Source organism: Chitinimonas sp. (assembly GCF_041904975.1).
Classification (GTDB): Bacteria; Pseudomonadota; Gammaproteobacteria; order Burkholderiales; family Chitinimonadaceae; genus Chitinimonas.
This window is the reverse complement of the sequence record NZ_JAYRLZ010000052.1, coordinates 1-19,565: the sequence shown is the minus strand read 5'-3', so window position 1 is coordinate 19,565 and position 19,565 is coordinate 1. Positions and strand designations below refer to the sequence as shown.

Genomic DNA, 19,565 nt, shown 5'->3' with positions numbered 1-19,565 from the left:
CGGCTGCGGGACGCAATCCCGCACTAAATCATTCGCGCCGCAGGCGCGTAATACCAAGAGCATACGGGGCGCAGGACACTAGCAGGCGGCTGCGAGACTCATCCGCCAAGTGCTCGATTGGACGGCATGGCGCAATGCCTCCAAGACACCAGAAACAAACAGCCCCGCAGTTGCGGGGCTGTTTGTATTTCGGCGTGCTGCCTGAGGATTACTCTTCGCTGATCAGCTGGCGAATGCGCTCCAGCAGCTCGTCTTCCTGGTAGGGCTTGCCCAGGAAGGCATTGACGCCCAGCTCGAACGCATAGTTCTTATGCTTGTCGGCGGTCCGCGAGGTAATCATGATGATCGGGATATCGCGGGTGTCGGCATTGGCACGCAGATTGCGCGTCAGTTCGAAGCCGTCCATCCGTGGCATCTCCACATCGAGCAGCATCACCGCCGGGCGGATGTCCTGCAGCTGCTGCAGGGCGTCCACACCGTCCTTGGCGGTTACCACCTGATAGCCTTCGCGAGCCAGCAAGCGGCCGGTGATCTTGCGCACCGTCAGCGAATCGTCGACCACCATGACCACCGGGGCTACCCGCAGCAACTCCTCCGGCGCCGGCTGGCTGGCCGCCATGGCGCTGTCGAAGTCGGCCACCGGCGCTTCGGCACGGCGCTGCAACAGGGCCAGCGGGTTGAGGATCAGCACGATCTCGCCATTACCCAGCACGGTGGCACCGGCCACACCGGCTACCCGCACCAGCTGCGGACCGATGTTCTTCACCACCACTTCCTGGTTCTTCATCAGCTGATCGAGATGCAGGGCAACGCGGTGAATACCGGAACGCAGCAGCAGCACCGTGTTGTAGCGCTTCTGCTCCGGCTGGGTTTCGTTATCACCCAACAGGCGCGGCAGGTAGTGGAATGGGTACTGGTTGCCCATCCATTCCACCTGGCGGGTCTGGTACAGCTTTTCCAGCGCCGGCTGCTTCACTTCCTGCACCTGCTCGACCATGGTCGAGGGGATGGCGAAAGTCTTTTCGCCCACCTTGACCAGCACCGTTTGCGTCACCGCCAGGGTCAGCGGCAGGTGGATGGTGAAGGTGGTGCCCTGGCCGGCTACCGAGTCCACTTCCACCCGACCACCCAGGTCTTCGATTTCGCTCTTCACCACGTCCATGCCGATACCGCGGCCGGACAGCTGGGTGACTGCGCTGGCGGTAGAGAAGCCGGCCTCGAAGATCAGGTTCATCAGGTGGCTGTCGCTGTACTGCTCGTTCGCGTCGATCAGGCCCTTCTCGATACCCTTTTCGCGTATGCGTTTCAGGTCGAGCCCGGCGCCATCGTCGCGCAGATTCAGTACCAGCTCATTACCTTCCTGGCGCGCTTCCACCAGGATTTCACCGAACTCGTTCTTGCCGCGTCCGGTGCGCACCTCGGTGGTTTCCAGGCCGTGGTCGATGGCGTTACGCAGCATATGCTCGAACGGCGACACCATCTTTTCCAGCACCGAGCGGTCGATTTCTACCCGGCCGCCGCGCAGTTCCAGATTGACCTTCTTGCCGGTTTCCTTGCCGGTCTGCCGCACCAAGCGGTACAGGCGCTCGGATAGCGAGGAGAACGGCACCATGCGCACCCGCATCAGCTCCTGTTGCAGATCGCGCGTCAGGCGCGATTGCTGTTGCAGTGCGGCGCTGGATTCGTCCAGATTCTTCAACAGATTGTGCTGCACGGTGGCCACGTCATTCACCGACTCGGCCATAAAGCGGGTCAGTTCCTGCAAGCGGCTGAAGCGGTCGAATTCCAGCGGGTCGAAGTCCGGCAGATCGCTGCTATGGCTGAGTCGCGACTGCATCTGCGATTCGGCCTGGATTTCGATTTCGCGCAACTGGTTACGCAGACGACCGACGTTATCGGTCAGATCGAGCAAGGAACGCTTGAGCGACAGCATTTCCGACTCGATACGGGTGCGGGCAATCGCCACTTCACCGGCCTGGTTAACCAGACGATCGACCAGATCGGCACGCACCCGCACCGTGGTCTTGCCGGCTTCGGGGTCGGACAGGCCCAGCTGCTGTGGCGCACCCGGTACCCGGCCTTGCGAAGCGAGGCTCGGCACGGCCACGCCGGGCAGCACCGTCTCGGCCTGCTCGGCAGCCGCCTCGGCAGGCGCAGCCGGTTCGCCATTGATCAGCCTATCTTGCAGATCGACGATCAGGTCGTAATCGAGGTCCAGCTCGTCCAGTACCGCCGGCAGCAAACCGTCGCCGGTATTGAGCAAACGGGTTTCCAGATTATGGGTGGCTTCACCCAGGCGCATGGCGCCGGCCATACGGGCGCTGCCCTTGAGGGTGTGCAGCACGCGCTTGAGCGAATCCTGCGCTTCATGGTCTGTCGCATCTTCGCGCAGCTTGCGCAGGTCGGCCGCGATTTGCGGCATCAATTCCTGCGCTTCTTCGATAAAGATCGGCAGCAGCTGTTCGTCCAGCTCGTCGATGGCGGTGATTTCGGCCCAGCGGTCATTCGCCAGCGGCATGACGCTGCCCACACTATCGGCTTCATGGGCAATGGTCGGCAGCTCGGCCACTTCGGCAGTATCCAGCGGCACATCGATGCTGGGCGCCAAGACTTCATCGGGCAGGTCGGCTGGCTCTTCTTCCTTGGCAAATGCCTCGGCATCCAGCACCTCGCGCGGCGCCTCGATCACCATCGCTTCGTCAACCGGGGCCAGCGCCACATCGGTCAACGCGGCTTCGGCCTCGGCCATCGTTGCCGGCAACAACAGCGCCTCGTCTTCCACTGGCAGGCTGATAGCGAGCATGGCATCGGGCGCCGATGCAAATACATCGAGCTCGGGCGCACTTGCCGCCTCGATCTCGAACAGTTCGGCCTCGGGCAATGCTTCGGGTTCGGAGTCGGGTCCGGCTTCGCTAGTCGCTTCGGCTTCGATGACCGGCAAGACATTAAGCTCGATTGCGTCAACTGCATCGAGCGGCAGATCATGCCCGGCTTCGTCTTCAGCTGGCGCCACCAGCACCGTATCTTCCGGCACTTCTGCAAGCGGCGCTTCCAGCGGCAATGCCACCGCAGGCAGTTCCTCAACCGACAAGTTAATGGCGTCGTCGCCGGCAGGTTGCGGCTCCACCTCGACAAGTTCCGATTCGGTAATCAGCAGCGCATCTTCGCCGGCAGTTTCCGGCAAGGATAGATCGATGGTTTCCGGCTCCGCCTGCACCGCCTCTTGCGGCAATGCATCAGCCGGCGCGTCCGCGCCAGGAAGCGCGTCGACCACCGCATCAAGGTCCAGATGGACCTCTTCTTCGACAGCGTCATGGCTAAGGCCGGGCGGCAGCAAGGCCTCGTCCGCCGGCATTTCCAGCGTCAGATCCGGAATCTCCAGTGACAGGTCTTCCGATGCCAGCACCTCGCCGGCCACGGCGTCGATCGGTTCGGCAGCTTCTGGCAGCGGTGCATCCACCACAGGCAGCTCGACCGGCTGCAGCGCTGCGACTTCCCCGGCTTCGGCAGGCACTTGCAGATCGAAGTCCAGCGCCAGCTCGTCGAGCTGGATATCGGCATGGGCAGGTGGTTGAGCCGGCTCGACCAGCGATGCCGTATCGGCTGGCTCATCTGTTGCCAGTTCGGGTAGCTCGACCATTGCCGGTGTCTGCATCGAGCCGGCTTGAGCATCGTCCTTGAGCCGGTTGCTCATCGCATTGAGCAAGGCCACCAATTGCAATTCGTCGGCCGGCATATGGTGGCGCCCCACCAAGCCGAGCATGGCGCCGACCTTGTCGATGGCAATGGCAAAGGTCTCGCGCTCTTCCAGCGAAGGCTCGCCACCCACCGACTGACGTGCAATCAACGCCAATTCAATCGCATGACCCAACTCGCCCAGCGAGGTAAAACCGGTGGTATTGGCGATGCCACACAGGGTATGTGCTGCATGGACAAATTCCGGCCGGACTTCGCCATGGGCGCGGAAGTCGATAAACGCCTCGTTGAGGGTGGCAAAGTGCCGGTACGCCTCGTCGAGGAAAATGCCGAACAGGGCTTTGGAAATGCTGATATCGCCGATCTGCAGCTCGGTCGGCTCGGGCACCGGCTCGGTATACACCGGCTCGATGGAGCCAGGCAGCAGGGGAGTATCGGCTTCCAGGTCAAGGTGGAAGTCCACCGTGGCGGATTCGGCGCTCGCATCAAGCGGCCCGGCATCGACAAGTTGAGGCTCGATACTGGCCGCAGCCGGCGCAGAATCGAAATCAAGCGCGAAGTGCTCGGCATCGTCTGCGGCCGGGGCCGCCTCGGCCACCGCCTGCGGCGGTTCGATGTCCAGCACCAGATCCGGCAAGGCATCGACGACGGGCGCCGGCTCGGCGACAGCTTCGATGTGCAACTCGGCCGGCAAGGCTTCTGGCGCGGGCTGTGGCACAGCTTCGGAGAGCACCATGGCCGGCAGTTCGCTCACTGCGGCTTCGGCCACGTCCGGATCATTGCCGGACTTCAATTGCTCGGCCAAGGCAAACAGCGCGCTGGCCTCAACCTGGGCAGCGCCGTGATCTTTCAGCTCTTCCACCCAGCGCGAGAATCCAGCCGATGCTGTGTCGATCAGGCGTAGAAGACCGCCGCTGGCGCGCTTCTCATCCTGCAGCCATTTGTTCATTACCTGCTCGACCGCCCAAGCCACTTCGCCGAGCTGGTTGAGGCCGACCATGCGACCACTGCCCTTGAGGGTGTGGAAGCTACGACGGATGACGGTGAGCGCATCCTTGTTATTGGGCTGCTCGCGTACGATGGCCAGATGCTGTTCGATATTGCCCAGCACCTCGACCGCTTCCTCAAGGTAGACCTCGAGCAGCTCGGCATCGACTGCCGCATCGCTGACCGGCGCCGGTGCCGCAGGTACGGCTTCGATGATGACCGGCTCAGGCTGCGGCTCCGGCGCGAATGCCAGCGGCTCCGGCTCCGGCTCGGGTTGATGATCGAATACCGCATCGCTCGACTCAGCATCGATCGGCGCGGGCGCTTGCGGCTCATCGCCACGGATCTTGTGCAACCAGGGCGCGATCAGGCGATTGCGCTCGGCATCTTCGCGCTTGAGGGCCTCGATATAGAAGCCAAGGCTGGACAGCGCTTCGGCTAGAAATTCCAGCTCATCGGCCGCGGCGACAAAATCGGCGCTCTGGCAGCGGCGTATCGTTTCGGCACAGTGATCGAGCAGGTACAGCGCGTCCTGCTCATCGAGCATGGTAAGCGCGCCACGGATTTGCCGGATGGTGGCATCAGTGGCCTTCAGTTCATCACGGCTGGCCGGATCGCGGAAAAAGTCATCCAGCAATTGCTCGATCTGGCTGAGATTGGCCTGGATTTCCTGGGCCACCTGGCCCAGTAGCAGGCGCTCCTGGGCACGGCGCGACACTTCGTCGAGCAGGGTGACTTCCTGATCGACGCCCTTGCCCTGCAAACGCGCCACCATGGCAGACGATTGCGCCGGAAATTCACGCGATTGCTCGGGGAATACCAGCAAGGCGTTTTCCAGCAATAACAGCGCAGTAGCGATTTCCAGCGCCTGGTCTTCTGCCGGTACGCTCTTGAGGGTGCCCAACAGGCGCAGCAACTCGGCCAGCAGGGTATCGAAGCCGGCAATATTCAGGCTGGCACCACGCTTGGCCATATCGGTCAGCTGGTGTTGCAGCAGACCCAATTTGTCGAGGTTGCCACCACCGATGCGCGCCCAGTTGTCCTTGGCCTGGTTCACCACCTCGCGCAATTCACGGGCAGCCTGCATCGAGGCCAGTTGCTGGGCGTCGTCTTCCAGCGCGGCATCAGGCATCAGCTCCTTCAGCGCGAACGCTGAATTGACCGCGGCGCAGTGCACGCTATTGGTATCCATCGAGGCGACTACGTACAGCACATCGCGGTACAGGCGCTCGGCCACCTTGCCACCGTCGACCAGTCGTTTGAGCTGCTGGTTCAAGCGGGCAAAAATCGGTTTCAGTTCGAGATCAAGCTTGGCCCGGTTATCAATGGTGCCCTCAACCAGGGCTGCTGCAACCCACCAAAATCCGCGCTGCAAGGTGCTCGATTGGCTGCGGGCAATGCCCAGCAGCGCCTGCACCATCAACAAGGCACCGCCTCGGCGGTCGTCCTTCAACCATTTGAGCAGGCCGGCTTCAAAGCGGGCACGGGCGTTTTTCTGCAATTGGGCGAGGCCGGCATCATCCAGCGATACCGGGGCCAGGCCGGCTGGAAGCTGAGCCGACAGGGTCGGGAAGAACAGATCGGCACCGCTGGTATTGGCCTCGCCACGTGCGGCACGCACACGACGGTAGGCTGGCAGCAGCTTGAGCGCCTGATCGGTCGAACCATTGATCAGCGATTCCAGATACTGGGCCAGACTGGCCGCAGCTTCGGCAACAACGGGCAACACAGCCGCATCGGCTTCGCCGCGCTCGACTGTGCCAACGGCGATTTCCAATTCTTCGGAAAACCGGGCAGCGCCGGAGAGGCCGACCATTTCGATCGCACCACGTACCTGGTGCAAATGGGTCTGGGCAAATTTGAGTTCTGCAGCTTCGTTTTTGCTGGCGTAGGTTTCGAGGCTCTGGCGAGCTTTTTCCAGGGCCTGGTCGATTTCGCCCTTGACCCAGATTAGCGACCCCAGGTCGAATTCGGTATGCGCGCTCATAGCAATAAATATCCGTCTCGATGGCGGCGTGGCAGCCGAGGGGGCGGCAAGCGAAAACGCTGCCGCCGCGCCTGGGTCAGAGCTTGAAGCCCGCGACCGAACCCTTCAGTTCTGCTGCCAGACCGGTTAGCTGGCCAATCTGAACGGCAGTCTGCTTGGTACCCGCAGTGGTCTGCTCGGTAATGCGCAAGATGTCCTGCATCGAATCGGCCACCTTGTCGGCCAGTTCGCGCTGAGATTGGGTGGCACGTGCAATGGTGTCGATCAGGGAGGCCAGGTCATTCGACACCAGACCGATCTCGCTCAGTGCCTGACCCGCAGCATCAGACAGCTTTGCCCCTTCCACCACACCCTGGGTCGACACTTCCATGGCGGCTACCGCATCATGGGTATCGGCCTGAATGGTCTTCACAATCGCGCCGATCTGCTTGGTAGCTTCGCCGGAACGTTCAGCGAGTCGCTGCACTTCTTCCGCAACCACGGTAAAGCCGCGACCGGCTTCACCGGCAGATGCCGCCTGGATGGCAGCGTTCAGGGCCAGAACGTTGGTCTGCTCGGTAATGTCGGAAATCAGTTCCACGATTTCACCGATTTCCTGCGAGCTTTCACCCAGACGCTTGATTCGCTTGGCGGTTTCCTGAATCTGCTCGCGGATTTCGTTCATGCCCTTGATCTGGTTCTGTACCGCATCGGTACCCTTTTGTGCAGCTTGCAGCGATTGCTGGGCCACTCGGGCGGACTCGGCAGCGTTACCGGACACATCACCGATCGAGCGGGCGATGTTCTGCACCACCTCATTGGTCTCGATAATTTCTTCGGACTGGCGTTGTGCTGCTTGCAGCAGTTCGCCCGAAATCGCCTGGGCTTGTTGGGATGCCGCCGTCACCTGCTCGGTGGCGCGGTTAATACCGATAATCAGGCTGCGCAGCTCGTCGATGGTGTAGTTCATCGAGTCAGCGATAGCGCCGGTCAGGTCTTCCGTCACCGATGCGCGCACGGTCAAGTCACCGTCAGCCAGATCGGACATTTCGTTCAGCAGTCGCAGAATAGCTTCCTGGTTCCGCTTGTTTTCGTTTTCGATTTCCATCCGGCGACGTTGCGATTCGCCGTTATACACGCTGATCAGTGCAAGCAAGGAACCGATCGCCGATACGGCAAACAGCACTTCCAGAATCACGGTCAGTGCGCCGCTGGCCTGGTTTTCGTAGTCAGCGGTCAGGGTTTGCGAATCCTTCAGCAGGGCTTCGCTTTCCTTATAGATGGTCTGGTTGGCAAGACGGGTGTTCACCAGGTTCTGCATATTGCGCGAGAAGGCACCCACCACGGTTTCGAAATCCTTGAACATGTCGCGGATTTCAGACAGCTTCTGCTTCACTTCCGGGTTCTTGGCCGCCGGAATGCGCAAGTCTTCGCTGCCCTCGATCATGCCTTGCAGGGTATCGCGGAAGGTGTTGGTGTCTTTACCCAGCAGGAACACCACTTCCGGATTGATGATTTCACCGGCCAACATGGCGTTGGCGTTCTTTGCCATACGCTGCGACAGCATCACCTGCTGATTGGCCAGCTCCACTTCGTGGTCGGACGCGCCCGACTCCGCCAGCAGCGACACCAGCTGCTGCGTCAATTCAAGCAGCTTGGCGTCATTGCGGTTAATCGCGCTCACGTTCTTGGTCACCGACACCAGGGTCTTCTCTTGCTTGAGAATGGTGTCAACGGTGGGACGCTTGGCATTGGCGAGGAAGTTGGTGTCCCAGTTCTTCTTGATCTGCTGCAGCGTGTCTGCCGCCTTGCCAGATGTAGAAGGCAAACCCGGGCCGCCATCAACCAGCAGCTTCAGGTTGTCGTTGAATTTGTCATACGCCTGCTTGAGCAAGGGGAAGGCTGCCGCATTACCCTGGATTGCCTGTGCCGATGCACGAGCCATCCGCTGCGACAACATCTGCATTTCCGTTGAGGTCGCACGGTAGATGGCGTCGTGGTTGGATGCACGCACCATCATCACCAGGGTCGCACCAAACAGAATCACCGACACCGCGATGCCACCAAAACAGATCTGGATCTGCTTTTCGATCGGCAAATGGCCGATCAGCGGCAAGGGGCGCGACGCACCGCCTTCGGAGTGTGGCTTGATCCGGTCGATGATCGAAACAGTACGCAAAGGATCGTAAGGCTTGTCCTGGGCAGCCGCCTCGGTCTTTTTCTTGCCAAAAACCGAAAGCAGACCGGCCAAGGGGCTGGTTTTACCTTCAACAGAGGTCGCCGCCTTGTCGTTACTGGGCGATTTAAGCTTATCCATCAGCGCCATTTTCAAGCATCTCCCGTCGCTACGTGCCCCTGGGGCGGGTTCGTATTCTGGTTTGGTGGGTTCAGTGTCGGGCCTAAATCGTGCCCACTTGTAGGAATGGTGTTTGTTGTACCAGATCAAGCAATCGCAATTCGCGCCACTCGCGGCCATCGCGATCACGTCGCAACGGGCCGCACCACGGTACCGAGGCGTCTGCCGGTGCGATTTCGGTCATTTCATCGATATTGCGCAAGCCCAGCATGCGATTGACCAACAGGGCTGAATTCACGATATGCCGGGCATGAATGATCAACAAGCGGCTGCTAACGCCGACCTGCACCGGCTCATCACCGAGAAAACCCGGCAGATCGACCACGCTGAACAGGTTGCCGCGGATATTGGCAACACCCTTGAACCAGCGGCGGGTCAGCGGAACATTGGCCATGGTGGGGACCGGCAGCACCTCGCTGACATCGGTCAGGTCCACCAGCCAGGCGCTGTCACCGACCTGGATGCCCAGCTTGGTGGTGGCGGCGTGCGTAGTAGGCAGCGCCTTCAGGCGCGCAACTACGCTCTCTTGGAATTCGCGAAGGCTGACGCGTTTGGCCATGGTGTTCGGTTCAGCCGAGCGCGCTGATCTGCTTGAGCAACTCGTCAGGATTGACCGGCTTCACCACATAGCCGCGTGCACCCTGGCGTTTGCCCCAGACGATATCGGTTTCCTGGCCTTTGGATGTGCACATGATGATGGGAATGTGCTGGGTCGCATCATCCTTGGAAATGGTGCGCGTGGCCTGGAAGCCATTGAGCCCCGGCATCACCACATCCATCAGGATCAGGTCGGGCATCAATTCCTTGACGCGGGCCACGGCCTCCTCGCCGCTTTCCAGCGTCATTACCTGAAAGCCGTTCTTGGTAAGCAGCTCACCGAGGAAGTGGCGTTCGGTAGGGGAATCGTCAACGATCAGGATTTTTTTGATAGACATGGGGATTGCATCCTAAGGCGTTCGCGGAATGCCTGCCTAGGCCTGGCCCGAATGGGCGCCAACGGCTTGCAGCAGACTGTCCTTGGTAAAGGGTTTGGTCAGGTATTCATCCGAGCCCACCATGCGGCCGCGCGCACGATCAAACAAGCCGTCTTTGGAGGACAGCATGATGACCGGAGTGGACTTGAAACGAGGGTTCTTTTTTATCAGGGAGCAGGTTTGGTAGCCATCGAGTCGCGGCATCATCACATCCACGAAAATCACATCCGGATGGTGATCGCTGATCTTGGCCAAGGCATCGAAACCGTCTTCTGCCAGGATGACCTCGCACCCCGCCTGACCAAGGAAAATCTCGGCGCTGCGGCGGATGGTATTGCTGTCATCGATCACCATTACCTTGATGCCTGCGAGCCTCTGCATCAACCCTCTCCCTTTGCTTGCCATGCCCCATTGGCATGAACAGCGGATTCTAAAATAGCATATTGACGCCAAAACCACTATTGCGGGGGTAATCCAGCGTTTTTTGCAAATAAAAAACCCCGGCCGGAAGGGGTATCTGGCCGGGGTTTGAAAAACCCGATCAACTTGTTCGGGCCCCGCTCAGGGAGGAGAAGCGGGAGGCGCTCGTCACGCCTGCGAGCTGTGATCGGGTGCCTCGGATTAAGTTCCCGGCTCATCGACATTTTCCTGCAAGCTGGCAAACCAGCCGCCTACCACCGCCTCGGCCTCATCGATGCCGGTCTTTTTCAGGCTGGAAAACAGTTGCACCGAGCATTGCGGCCAAGCCTGCAGTTTGTCGCGCACAGCCGCCAGCGTCTTGGCCTGCTCCTGGCGGGTGAGCTTGTCCGACTTGGTAAGCAAGACGTGCACTGGCCGGCCGGTCGGGATAAACCAGTCCAGCATGCGCACATCGAGCGGCTTGAGTGGATGACGCGAATCCATCATCAGTACCAGACCGATCAGATTGGGGCGGGTAGCCAGATACTGGCCAAGCAAAGCCTCCCAGTGCGCGCGAATCGCCTCGGGCACTTCGGCATAACCGTAGCCGGGCAAGTCAACCAGATAGCGACCCTCGCCAAAATCGAAATAATTGATATGCTGGGTTCGACCGGGCGTTTTTGACACAAAGGCCAAGCGCTTGTGATTGGCCAAGGTGTTGATGGCGCTGGATTTACCTGCATTGGACCGACCGGCGAATGCAACTTCCACCCCTTCGAAGGGCAGCATATGCAGATCGTTGACGGTGGTGTGAAAACGTAATTGACTGAACAGCGACATAGGGTGTGGAGCCTGGCTAAGTGGCGCCGCTTTGGCGGCGCATCAAGGTTCGGATAGAATATCAGGTTTGAATCAAAGCCTTGGCGTGCAAATGGCAATCCCCTGTGCTTGCTGTCACGTCAACAGGTGGCAAATCAACCCATCGGCGACGTCGCCGCATCGACTCGATCTCTAGGAGCTTCTTGCTATGAAACGTAGCGCGTTGGCAGTTCTTTTCGGCTTCGCCGCCACTTTTGCAATCGCGGCAGAAACGCCGGCTGCAGCCCCTGCCAAGGCTGATCCGGCCAAGGGCAAGGCGATTGTCGACACGGTGTGTGCAGCCTGCCACGGCGCCGATGGCAATAGCGCGGCATCCGCCAACCCCAGCCTTGCCGGCCAGCATGCCGAATACATTGCCGCTCAGCTCGCCGCCTTCAAGAAAGGCGAGCGCAAGAACGCCATCATGGCCGGCCAGGCTGCCAATCTGTCTGAGGCCGACATGAAGAATGTTGCCGCCTATTTCAGCGCGCAGAAGCCGAAAGAGCGTGCCGGTACCGACAAGGCGCTGATGGAAGCTGGCAAGAAACTGTATCGCGGCGGCAACGCTGCCGTCGGCCTGCCCGCCTGTATGGCCTGCCATGGCCCCAATGGCGCCGGCATGCCGGTGCAATATCCGCGCCTCGGTGGTCAGCATGCTGCCTATGTGGTGGCCCAGCTGAACGCCTTCCGTGCCAACACCGATCGCAAGAACGGCCCGATGCACGATATCGCCCTGAAAATGACCGATGCCGACATGAAGGCGGTTGCCGAATACATCGCCGGTCTGCACTGAGCATCCGCCGGCGCAGGCCGGTGCGGGCGCTAGCCCGATCCATCCGGGGTGGCCGGACCGCAGGGTCCAGCCACCCTTTTTAACGGGAAGTCCCTGTGCGTCGCTCCTCTTTCGGGCGGGCGCTGTTCGAGCTGATCAGCTCGATGCGCTTCGCCATCAGCCTGCTGGTCATCATCATGGTTGCCGCCGTGATCGGCACGGTGTTGCAGCAAAACCAGCCTTACAGCAATTACATCGTTGAATTCGGCGAGTTCTGGTTCAAGCCGTTTGAAGCCATCGGCCTGTTCGATGTCTACCACGCCGGCTGGTTTCTCGGCATGCTGGCCTTTCTGGTCGCCTCCACCTCACTCTGCATCTACCGTCATCTGCCCGGCGTGTTGCGCGATGTGCAACAGTATCGCGAGCAGGCGGCGCTCAAATCGCTGCGTGCCATGTCGCACCAGGCAGCGTGGCAAAGTGAAGCGCCCACGGCCGACCTGCTCGACCAGGCGCAGGGCTGGCTGCGTAGCCAAGGCTATCGCTTCAAGCAGATCGAGCGTGACGATGGCCTGATGCTGGCCGCCAAGAAGGGCAGCCTGCAAAGACTCGGCTATCTGTTCGCCCATATGGCCATTGTGGTGATCTGCATCGGCGGTCTGCTCGACGGCAATCTGCCCCTGAAGCTGCAGGTGCTGTTTGGCAGCAAGGATGTGGAAACCCGCGATGTGCCGCAAAGCCAGGTACCGGCGCGCAGCAGGCTGTCCACCAGCAATCTGTCGTTTCGCGGCAATCTCGATCTTGCCGAAGGATCGAGCGGCGATATCGCCTTTGTCGCATCGGGGCGCGGTTACTTCGTGCAGGAGCTGCCGTTTCTGGTGAAGCTCAAGCGCTTCCATGTCGAGCATTATTCGACCGGCCAACCCAAGCTGTTCGCCAGCGATATCGAGGTCACCGACAAGGCCAGCGGCAAGGTGATCAGCGGCACCACCACCGTCAATCATCCGGTCGTGGTGAATGGCATCGCCATTTACCAGTCCAGCTTTGGCGATGGCGGATCGCCGCTGCAAATGACCCTGTGGGACTGGTCCGCCGGGCAGCCGGTCAGCCAGCCCCTGCAGGCGCGCTCCCTGTCCAGCCAGCCGATCAACTGGCGCGGCCAGCCATTGACGCTGGAATTCGGCGAATTCCGGCCGTTCAATATCGAGAACCTGGCCGACGAAAAACCGGCAGGCGAGATGCGCAGCGCCATGCAGGATGCGCGTGAGGTCAAGGCGAAGAAGCGGGTGAAAAACGTCGGCCCGTCCATCCAGTTCAAGGTGCGCGACCGTGCCGGCCAGGCACGCGAATACCTCAATTACCTTGCACCATTCGAGGAAGAGGGCCGCTATTACCAGATCAGCGGCCTGCGCAGCGAAGTGGGCGCACCGTTCGGCTTTGTCCGCATCCCGCTCGATGGCGAGATGCGCCCCGACACCTTTATGCGCTTTGCCAGCGCGCTGGGCGACAAGGCATCGTGGCCGGAAATCGCCCGCCGCACCGCAGAGCGTGCCCTGCAGGGCAAGGCGATCACCGGCCCGTTCCGGCCGGAATTCGAGCAGAGCGTGAACTGGGTGCTGCAACGCTATAGCGAAGGCGGCATGGCGGCGCTGGAGAGCTTTCTCGATGCCAAAGTGCCGGCCGACAAGCGCCAGGCGGTGGCGCAAACCTATATCAAGCTGCTGCAAGGTGCGGCGGTCGAGGCGATGAATCTGGCGCAGGAGCGCGCGGGACTTGCGCCAATCGACATCGACGAAAAGCAGTTCCGCTTTGTGCTCGACAGCCTGGTGGCGGTATCGGCGCGCAATGACTATGGCGGCTTTTACCTGCAACTGACCGGCTTTACCGAGGTCAAGTCCAGCGGCTTCCAGATGACACGCAGCCCGGGCGAGCCTTTGGTCTTTATCGGCAGCGTGCTGCTGGTAGCGGGCATATTCTGCATGTTCTACATCCGGGAAAACCGGCTGTGGCTGTGGCTGGGCAAGCAGGAAGTGCTGCTGGCCTTCTCGTCCAACCGCCGCGACCAGCAAACCGAACAGGAATTCAACGCACACCGCACGGCCATGGCGGCCATGCAGGGTGTGAAAGAGAGCTCATGATGAATCCGTCCTCCACACTTGCCGCGCAGCACGCCAATGCACGCTCCTGGCAAAACCTGTCACTGGCCGACTATGGGTTTGCCGCCTTCTTGCTCTTGGTGGCTGGCATCGCCTATTCGCGCTTTCATGGCTTTATGGATGTGTATGAGCAGGGCATCCTGGTCGGCGCCACCGCCTCGCTGATCTGGCTGGGCTGGTTCTGGAAACCGATGCGCCTGTTCTTTCCCGCCTGCCTGGTGCTGGCCTTGGCGGCCATCGGCCTGTATGGCGGTGAGCTGGCGCGGGCGCAGACTGCGTTCTGGCTCAAATATGTGCTGGCCAGCCAGTCGCTGGTGATGTGGATGTGCGTGCTGTTCTTCCTGGCCACCGGCGCCTTCTGGTTCGGCCTGCTGCGCCGCTCGGCAACAGCAGACTCCATCGCCACCGGCCTTGCCTGGAGCGCTGCCGGTGCTGCGGGCAGCTGGTTCTTCGTGCGCTGGTACGAAAGCTACCTGATCGGCAGCGATGTCGGCCATGTGCCGGTATCCAATCTGTACGAAGTGTTCGTGCTGTTCTGCCTGATCACCAACCTGCTGTATCTGTACTACCAGCAACGCTTTGCCACCCGCCGCATGGGCGCCTTCGTGATGCTGGTGATCACGGCGGCAGTCGGCTTTATCCTCTGGTACACCTTTGATCGGCAGGCCCATGAAATCCAGCCGCTGATTCCGGCCCTGCAGTCGTGGTGGATGAAGATCCATGTCCCGGCCAATTTTGTCGGCTATGGCAGTTTCTCGCTGGCGGCCATGCTGGGGGTAGCGCAGCTATTGTCGGCGCGCGGCGTGCTGGCCGATCGCCTGCCCAGCTATGAGGTGCTCGGCGAGGTGATGTACAAGGCGATCGCCGTCGGCTTTCTGTTCTTTACCATTGCCACCATCCTCGGTGCCGCCTGGGCGGCCGATGCCTGGGGCGGCTACTGGAGCTGGGACCCGAAGGAAACCTGGGCGTTGATCGTCTGGCTCAACTACGCCGCCTGGCTGCATGTGCGCCTGGTCAAGGGCTGGCGCGGCAATGTGCTTGCCTGGTGGGCGGTGATCGGCCTCTTGGTCACCACCTTTGCCTTCCTTGGCGTGAACATGTTCCTGTCCGGCCTGCATTCCTACGGTACCTTGTAGGCGGGGAGCGAGCCTTGGCGCTGCTACTGCAACGCATCGTCTGGCCATCGCGTGCCCAGCTTAATGAGCTGCATGCCCTGTGCTGCAAGGCGCCCAATTACTGGCTGATCACCGAAGGCAAACGCATGCCCGGTCGCGATGCAATCGCTGCCTGGTTTGATGGCAGCGAATTGCCGGTGGGGCGCAGCATTGGCGACCAGCATATCTTCGCCATCCTTGATGGCGAAACCCTGATCGGCGTGGCCATGGCACTGCGCGGCTGGCGCTATCCCGAGCAAGCGCAGATCGGCCTGCTGCTGATTGGCGAACCGTGGCAAGGGCGTGGCATCGGTCGCGAGGCTTACCAGCTGCTGGAGCGTGAGATCGCCAGTTGGCCCGGCATGCAGACTTTGCGCATCGGTATCATCGCCAGCAATGGTCCGGCATTTGTGTTCTGGCGCCGCATGGGTTTTGCCGAAACCGGCGAGCGGCGCCGCGATATCAGCTTTCTGGCCGAGACCCGCTTTCTGGAAAAGCGCCTGCCGCTGCCGGATACCCGCTCAGCGGCGGAAATCCCCATAGCGGGCCTGTAACAAGGCGCCGACCACCGGCGCCACCGTCTCGGTGCGGAACAGGCGCGGGCCCAGCACCAGCGCAGTAAAGCCGGCCGCCACCGCTGCCGCCTCTTCATCGGCGGAGAACCCGCCTTCCGGCCCGACCAGGATCTGCACGCTCTCCGCCTTGCCGGGCAGCGCATCGAGCCCGACCGCGCCGATTGGCGACAGCAAGAGCTTGAGATCGGCGGCCGGCGCGCTGGCCAGCCACTGGTCGAAACGCTGCGGCGGCCGGATCAGCGGCACCCGGGTGCGCCCGCATTGCTCGGCCGCCGCAGCGGCCACAGCAGCCCAGTGCGCCACCCGTTTTTCCACCCGGTCAGCCGCCAGCTTGTAGCCGCAAAACGCCGACTGGACGATATGGATTTCGCTGTAGCCCAGCTCGGTGGCCTTTTGCACCGTGTAGTCCATGCGCTCGGTAGCCGACAGCGCCTGCACCAGGGTCATCGCCAGCGGCGATTCGCGTTCCTCGGCCAGATGACTGGTGATCGCCACCTTGACGTGGCGCTTGCCCATCTCCAGCACGGTGGCGAGATATTCGCCGCCCTGGCCATTGAACAGGCCCAGCGCATCACCGGGCTGCAGGCGCAATACCTGCACATGGCGGGCTGCCTGCTCGGGCAAATCGAATTCGCTGCCGGTGGCAAGCGGCTGATCAAGATAAAGTCGGGGCATGGTCGGGCTCACAATCGTTCAGCCCCCGATTATGCCAGCGCGGCAAGCACCTATAATCCCGGCATTGTCACTGGAGTCGCCATCATGGTCAGCCTGAGCACGCCACTTTGCGAATTCAACCAGCCCGCCGTGAATTTCGAGCTGCCTGGCGTGGATGGGCGCCAGTACAGCCTGTCGGACGTGCGCGGGCCCAATGGCGTGCTGGTGATGTTTATCTGCAATCACTGCCCGTTTGTAAAAGCAATACGCGAGCGACTGGTGGAAACCTGCCGTGAGCTGGAAAGCTACGGCATCAGGAGCGTGGCGATCAGCTCCAACAACCCGACGGCCTTTCCCGAGGACGACTTCGACCATATGAAGGCCTATGCCAAGGCGTTCAACTTCTCCTTCCCCTATCTGTACGACGAAAGCCAGGATGTGGCGCGCGCCTATGGCGCGGTATGTACGCCGGACTTTTTTGGCTACAACAGCGAATTGAAGCTGCAATACCGTGGCCGCTTCGACGATGCCGGGCGCCGCCCGGTCAATGCCGCCACCGAGCGCGAGCTGTTCCAGGCGATGAAGCAGATCGCCATGACCGGCGAAGGGCCAAGCCAGCAGGCGCCCAGCGCCGGTTGCGCCATCAAGTGGCGCTAGCCACAGCCGGCTTGCGCCAGATCAATAAACTGCCTGATGTCATGAAACCGCGCTTGTTTCGTGCCGGATATCGCGCTAACAATGCTGCGACGCAACATCCATCAGGAGCCTGCCATGACCCAGTCCGAGCCAGCCGGCGATAGCCAGATCGAAAACCGCACCTATGCCGAGATCCAGGTCGGCGATAGCGCTGCCTTGGTACGCACCCTGTCGCAATGGGATATCGAGCTGTTCGCGGTGATGTCCGGTGATGTGAATCCCACCCATCTCGACCCCGACTTTGCCGCGCAAAGTCTGTTTCACAAGGTGGTGGCCCATGGCATGTGGGGCGGCGCGCTGATTTCCACCGTGCTGGGCACCCAGTTGCCGGGGCCGGGCACCATTTATCTGGCGCAAGATCTGCGCTTTTTGCGGCCGGTAACGCTGGGCGACACGCTGGAAGTGCGGGTGACCGTGTGCGAGAAGCACGACGACAAACAGACCGTGCTGCTGGACTGCCTGTGCACCAACCAGCATGGCGAGACGGTGATCAGCGGTCATGCGCGGGTCAAGGCGCCGAGCGAGAAGATCAAATGGCGGCGCGCTGTACTGCCCGAGGTGCGCATCTTCGAGCATCGCCGTTATCAGGAACTGCTCAAGGGGGTGAAAGACCTGCCGGCGGTGCGCACGGCCATCGTTCATCCTTGCGACACCGCCGCCCTTGCCGGCGCACTGGAAGCGGCGCAAGCCGGGCTGATCGTGCCGGTGCTGGTCGGGCCACGCGCGCGCATCGAAGCACTGGCGCTCAGCGAGGGGCTGGATATCACCGGCATCGAAATCGTCGATGCGCCACATAGCCATGCCTCGGCTGCCGCCGCCGTGGCGTTGGGCCGTGCCGGCCAGGTTGGCGCGCTGATGAAGGGCAGCCTGCATACCGATGAACTGATCCATGCGGTGCTCGATCGCAGCACCGGCCTGCGTACCGAACGGCGCCTCAGCCATGTCTTCCTGTTCGATGTGCCGGCCTACCCACGGCCCTTGATGATCACCGACGCCGCCATCAATATCCAGCCCAGCCTCGATGACAAGCGCGATATCTGCCAGAACGCCATCGATCTGGCACGGGTGATCGGCATACGCCAGCCCAAGGTGGCGATCCTCTCGGCAGTGGAAACGGTCAACCCGGCCATTCCCTCGACGCTCGATGCAGCCGCCCTATGCAAGATGGCGGAACGCGGCCAGATCAGCGGCGGCATTGTCGACGGGCCCTTGGCGTTTGATAACGCGGTAAGCCTGGAAGCGGCCCGTACCAAGGGCATTGTCTCGCCAGTGGCCGGGCAGGCCGACATCCTGCTGGTGCCCGATCTGGAAGCCGGCAATATGCTGGCCAAGCAGCTGACCTTTTTCGATGGCGCCGATGCGGCCGGCATCGTGCTTGGTGCCCAGCTGCCCATCATCCTCACCAGCCGTGCCGATTCCGCCAAAACCCGCATCGCCTCCTGCGCCGCCGCGGTGTTGATGGCTTACGCCAATAGCGGCAGACGGGAGAAACAAGCATGAGCCTGCCTATCGATCTGCGCGGCAAATGCGGCCTGGTGGTCGGCGTCGCAAACGAGCAGTCCATCGCCTATGGCTGCGCACGCGCCTACCGCCAGGCCGGGGCGCGGCTGGCGATCAGCTATCAGAACGACAAAGCCGAGCCGCATGTACGGCCGCTGGCCGAGCAACTGGGCGCCGAGCTGATTGCGCCGCTGGATGTACGCGACCCGGCCCAGCTCGATGCGCTGTTCGCGCAGATAGCCGAGCGCTGGGGCAAGCTCGACTTTTTGCTGCATTCCATCGCCTTTGCGCCGCGTAACGATCTGCATGGCCGGGTGGTGGACTGCAGCGCCGAGGGCTTTGCCCTGGCCATGGATGTGTCCTGCCACAGCTTTATCCGCCTGGCCAAACGCGCCGAGCCCTTGATGAAAGACGGTGGCTGCCTGCAAACGGTGAGCTTTTACGGCGCGGAAAAGGCGATTTCTCATTACAACCTGATGGGCCCGGTCAAGGCGGCGCTGGAATCTACCGTGCGCTATCTGGCGGCCGAGCTGGGCCCGCACGGCATCCGCGTCCACGCGCTATCGCCCGGCCCCTTGCGCACCCGCGCCGCCGGCGGGCTGGACCAGTTCGATGCGCTGCTGCAGCGGGTGGCGCAGGCAGCACCTGATTACCAGCAGGTGAATATCGAGCAAGTGGGGCTACTGTCCGCCTATCTGGCCTGCGACGGCGCGGCTGGCCTGTCTGGCGAGCGCATCCATATCGATGGTGGTTATCACGTGCTGGGTTGAAAACCCGACGCAACCGATATGGGTGGGAATTCTCGGGGTGGCCTCGGGCCATTCC

General features: G+C 61.5%; 14 protein-coding genes. 7 read left to right on the top strand and 7 right to left on the bottom strand.

Translation table 11 applies throughout. The annotated features are described in order from the left end of the window. Window positions 1–208: 208 nt before the first annotated feature. The 6 genes from ACE3OH_RS07370 to yihA form a co-directional block, all read right to left on the bottom strand. Complete coding sequence (locus tag ACE3OH_RS07370; protein ID WP_374350215.1) at window positions 209–6,670, bottom strand: Hpt domain-containing protein; 6,462 nt, start codon at window positions 6,668–6,670, stop codon at window positions 209–211. Between the two features lie 76 nt (window positions 6,671–6,746). Next, complete coding sequence (locus tag ACE3OH_RS07365; RefSeq protein WP_374350212.1) at window positions 6,747–8,966, bottom strand: methyl-accepting chemotaxis protein; 2,220 nt, start codon at window positions 8,964–8,966, stop codon at window positions 6,747–6,749. A gap of 82 nt (window positions 8,967–9,048) precedes the next feature. Next, on the bottom strand, window positions 9,049–9,564 hold the full coding sequence (locus ACE3OH_RS07360) for a chemotaxis protein CheW (RefSeq protein WP_374350208.1): 516 nt from the start codon (window positions 9,562–9,564) through the stop codon (window positions 9,049–9,051). 10 nt (window positions 9,565–9,574) lie between these two features. Further along, window positions 9,575–9,934, bottom strand: a complete 360-nt coding sequence (locus ACE3OH_RS07355; RefSeq protein WP_374350217.1) for a PleD family two-component system response regulator — start codon at window positions 9,932–9,934, stop codon at window positions 9,575–9,577. A 42-nt stretch (window positions 9,935–9,976) separates the two neighbouring features. Then, on the bottom strand, window positions 9,977–10,360 hold the full coding sequence (pilG, locus tag ACE3OH_RS07350; RefSeq protein ID WP_374350205.1) for a twitching motility response regulator PilG: 384 nt from the start codon (window positions 10,358–10,360) through the stop codon (window positions 9,977–9,979). A 240-nt stretch (window positions 10,361–10,600) separates the two neighbouring features. Further along, a complete protein-coding gene (yihA, locus tag ACE3OH_RS07345; RefSeq protein WP_374350202.1) occupies window positions 10,601–11,218 on the bottom strand; it encodes a ribosome biogenesis GTP-binding protein YihA/YsxC in 618 nt (205 codons plus the stop codon). A 187-nt stretch (window positions 11,219–11,405) separates the two neighbouring features. Here yihA and ACE3OH_RS07340 point away from each other — a divergent pair, with 187 nt between their 5' ends. From ACE3OH_RS07340 to ACE3OH_RS07325, 4 genes are all read left to right on the top strand, one after another. Beyond that, window positions 11,406–12,029 carry a cytochrome c gene (locus tag ACE3OH_RS07340; protein ID WP_374350199.1) on the top strand — a complete coding sequence of 208 codons (624 nt, stop codon included), beginning with the start codon at window positions 11,406–11,408 and terminating at the stop codon, window positions 12,027–12,029. 95 nt (window positions 12,030–12,124) lie between these two features. Then, a complete protein-coding gene (locus tag ACE3OH_RS07335; protein ID WP_374350196.1) occupies window positions 12,125–14,143 on the top strand; it encodes a cytochrome c biogenesis protein ResB in 2,019 nt (672 codons plus the stop codon). Then, window positions 14,140–15,297 carry a c-type cytochrome biogenesis protein CcsB gene (ccsB, locus tag ACE3OH_RS07330; protein ID WP_374350193.1) on the top strand — a complete coding sequence of 386 codons (1,158 nt, stop codon included), beginning with the start codon at window positions 14,140–14,142 and terminating at the stop codon, window positions 15,295–15,297. Before ACE3OH_RS07335 ends, ccsB begins: the two co-directional genes overlap by 4 nt. A 14-nt stretch (window positions 15,298–15,311) precedes the next feature. Then, window positions 15,312–15,869 (top strand): GNAT family N-acetyltransferase, encoded by a 558-nt coding sequence (locus ACE3OH_RS07325; protein WP_374350190.1) that lies wholly within the window; start codon window positions 15,312–15,314, stop codon window positions 15,867–15,869. Here the strand turns inward: ACE3OH_RS07325 and ACE3OH_RS07320 are convergent. Next, complete coding sequence (locus tag ACE3OH_RS07320) at window positions 15,837–16,565, bottom strand: 16S rRNA (uracil(1498)-N(3))-methyltransferase (protein WP_374350188.1); 729 nt, start codon at window positions 16,563–16,565, stop codon at window positions 15,837–15,839. The two genes, ACE3OH_RS07325 and ACE3OH_RS07320, sit on opposite strands and share 33 nt — an antisense overlap. An 84-nt stretch (window positions 16,566–16,649) precedes the next feature. Between ACE3OH_RS07320 and ACE3OH_RS07315 the strand changes: the two genes are divergently transcribed. From ACE3OH_RS07315 to fabI, 3 genes are all read left to right on the top strand, one after another. Next, window positions 16,650–17,201, top strand: a complete 552-nt coding sequence (locus ACE3OH_RS07315) for a thioredoxin family protein (RefSeq protein WP_374350185.1) — start codon at window positions 16,650–16,652, stop codon at window positions 17,199–17,201. Between the two features lie 114 nt (window positions 17,202–17,315). Next, entirely contained in the window at window positions 17,316–18,740 is a 1,425-nt protein-coding gene (locus ACE3OH_RS07310) for a bifunctional enoyl-CoA hydratase/phosphate acetyltransferase (RefSeq protein ID WP_374350183.1), read from the top strand. Then, window positions 18,737–19,510 carry an enoyl-ACP reductase FabI gene (fabI, locus tag ACE3OH_RS07305; protein WP_374350180.1) on the top strand — a complete coding sequence of 258 codons (774 nt, stop codon included), beginning with the start codon at window positions 18,737–18,739 and terminating at the stop codon, window positions 19,508–19,510. The genes ACE3OH_RS07310 and fabI overlap by 4 nt, the downstream gene beginning before the upstream one ends. Window positions 19,511–19,565 lie beyond the last annotated feature (55 nt).

What these genes read in the sequence shown, in the direction of transcription:
- pilG (WP_374350205.1), bottom strand. Translation starts at nt 10,360, where the DNA reads ATGCAGAGGCTCGCAGGCATCAAGGTAATGGTGATCGATGACAGCAAT.
- ACE3OH_RS07370 (WP_374350215.1), bottom strand. Translation starts at nt 6,670, where the DNA reads ATGAGCGCGCATACCGAATTCGACCTGGGGTCGCTAATCTGGGTCAAG.
- ACE3OH_RS07340 (WP_374350199.1), top strand. Translation starts at nt 11,406, where the DNA reads ATGAAACGTAGCGCGTTGGCAGTTCTTTTCGGCTTCGCCGCCACTTTT.
- fabI (WP_374350180.1), top strand. Translation starts at nt 18,737, where the DNA reads ATGAGCCTGCCTATCGATCTGCGCGGCAAATGCGGCCTGGTGGTCGGC.
- ccsB (WP_374350193.1), top strand. Translation starts at nt 14,140, where the DNA reads ATGATGAATCCGTCCTCCACACTTGCCGCGCAGCACGCCAATGCACGC.
- yihA (WP_374350202.1), bottom strand. Translation starts at nt 11,218, where the DNA reads ATGTCGCTGTTCAGTCAATTACGTTTTCACACCACCGTCAACGATCTG.
- ACE3OH_RS07365 (WP_374350212.1), bottom strand. Translation starts at nt 8,966, where the DNA reads ATGGATAAGCTTAAATCGCCCAGTAACGACAAGGCGGCGACCTCTGTT.
- ACE3OH_RS07360 (WP_374350208.1), bottom strand. Translation starts at nt 9,564, where the DNA reads ATGGCCAAACGCGTCAGCCTTCGCGAATTCCAAGAGAGCGTAGTTGCG.
- ACE3OH_RS07310 (WP_374350183.1), top strand. Translation starts at nt 17,316, where the DNA reads ATGACCCAGTCCGAGCCAGCCGGCGATAGCCAGATCGAAAACCGCACC.
- ACE3OH_RS07320 (WP_374350188.1), bottom strand. Translation starts at nt 16,565, where the DNA reads ATGCCCCGACTTTATCTTGATCAGCCGCTTGCCACCGGCAGCGAATTC.
- ACE3OH_RS07315 (WP_374350185.1), top strand. Translation starts at nt 16,650, where the DNA reads ATGGTCAGCCTGAGCACGCCACTTTGCGAATTCAACCAGCCCGCCGTG.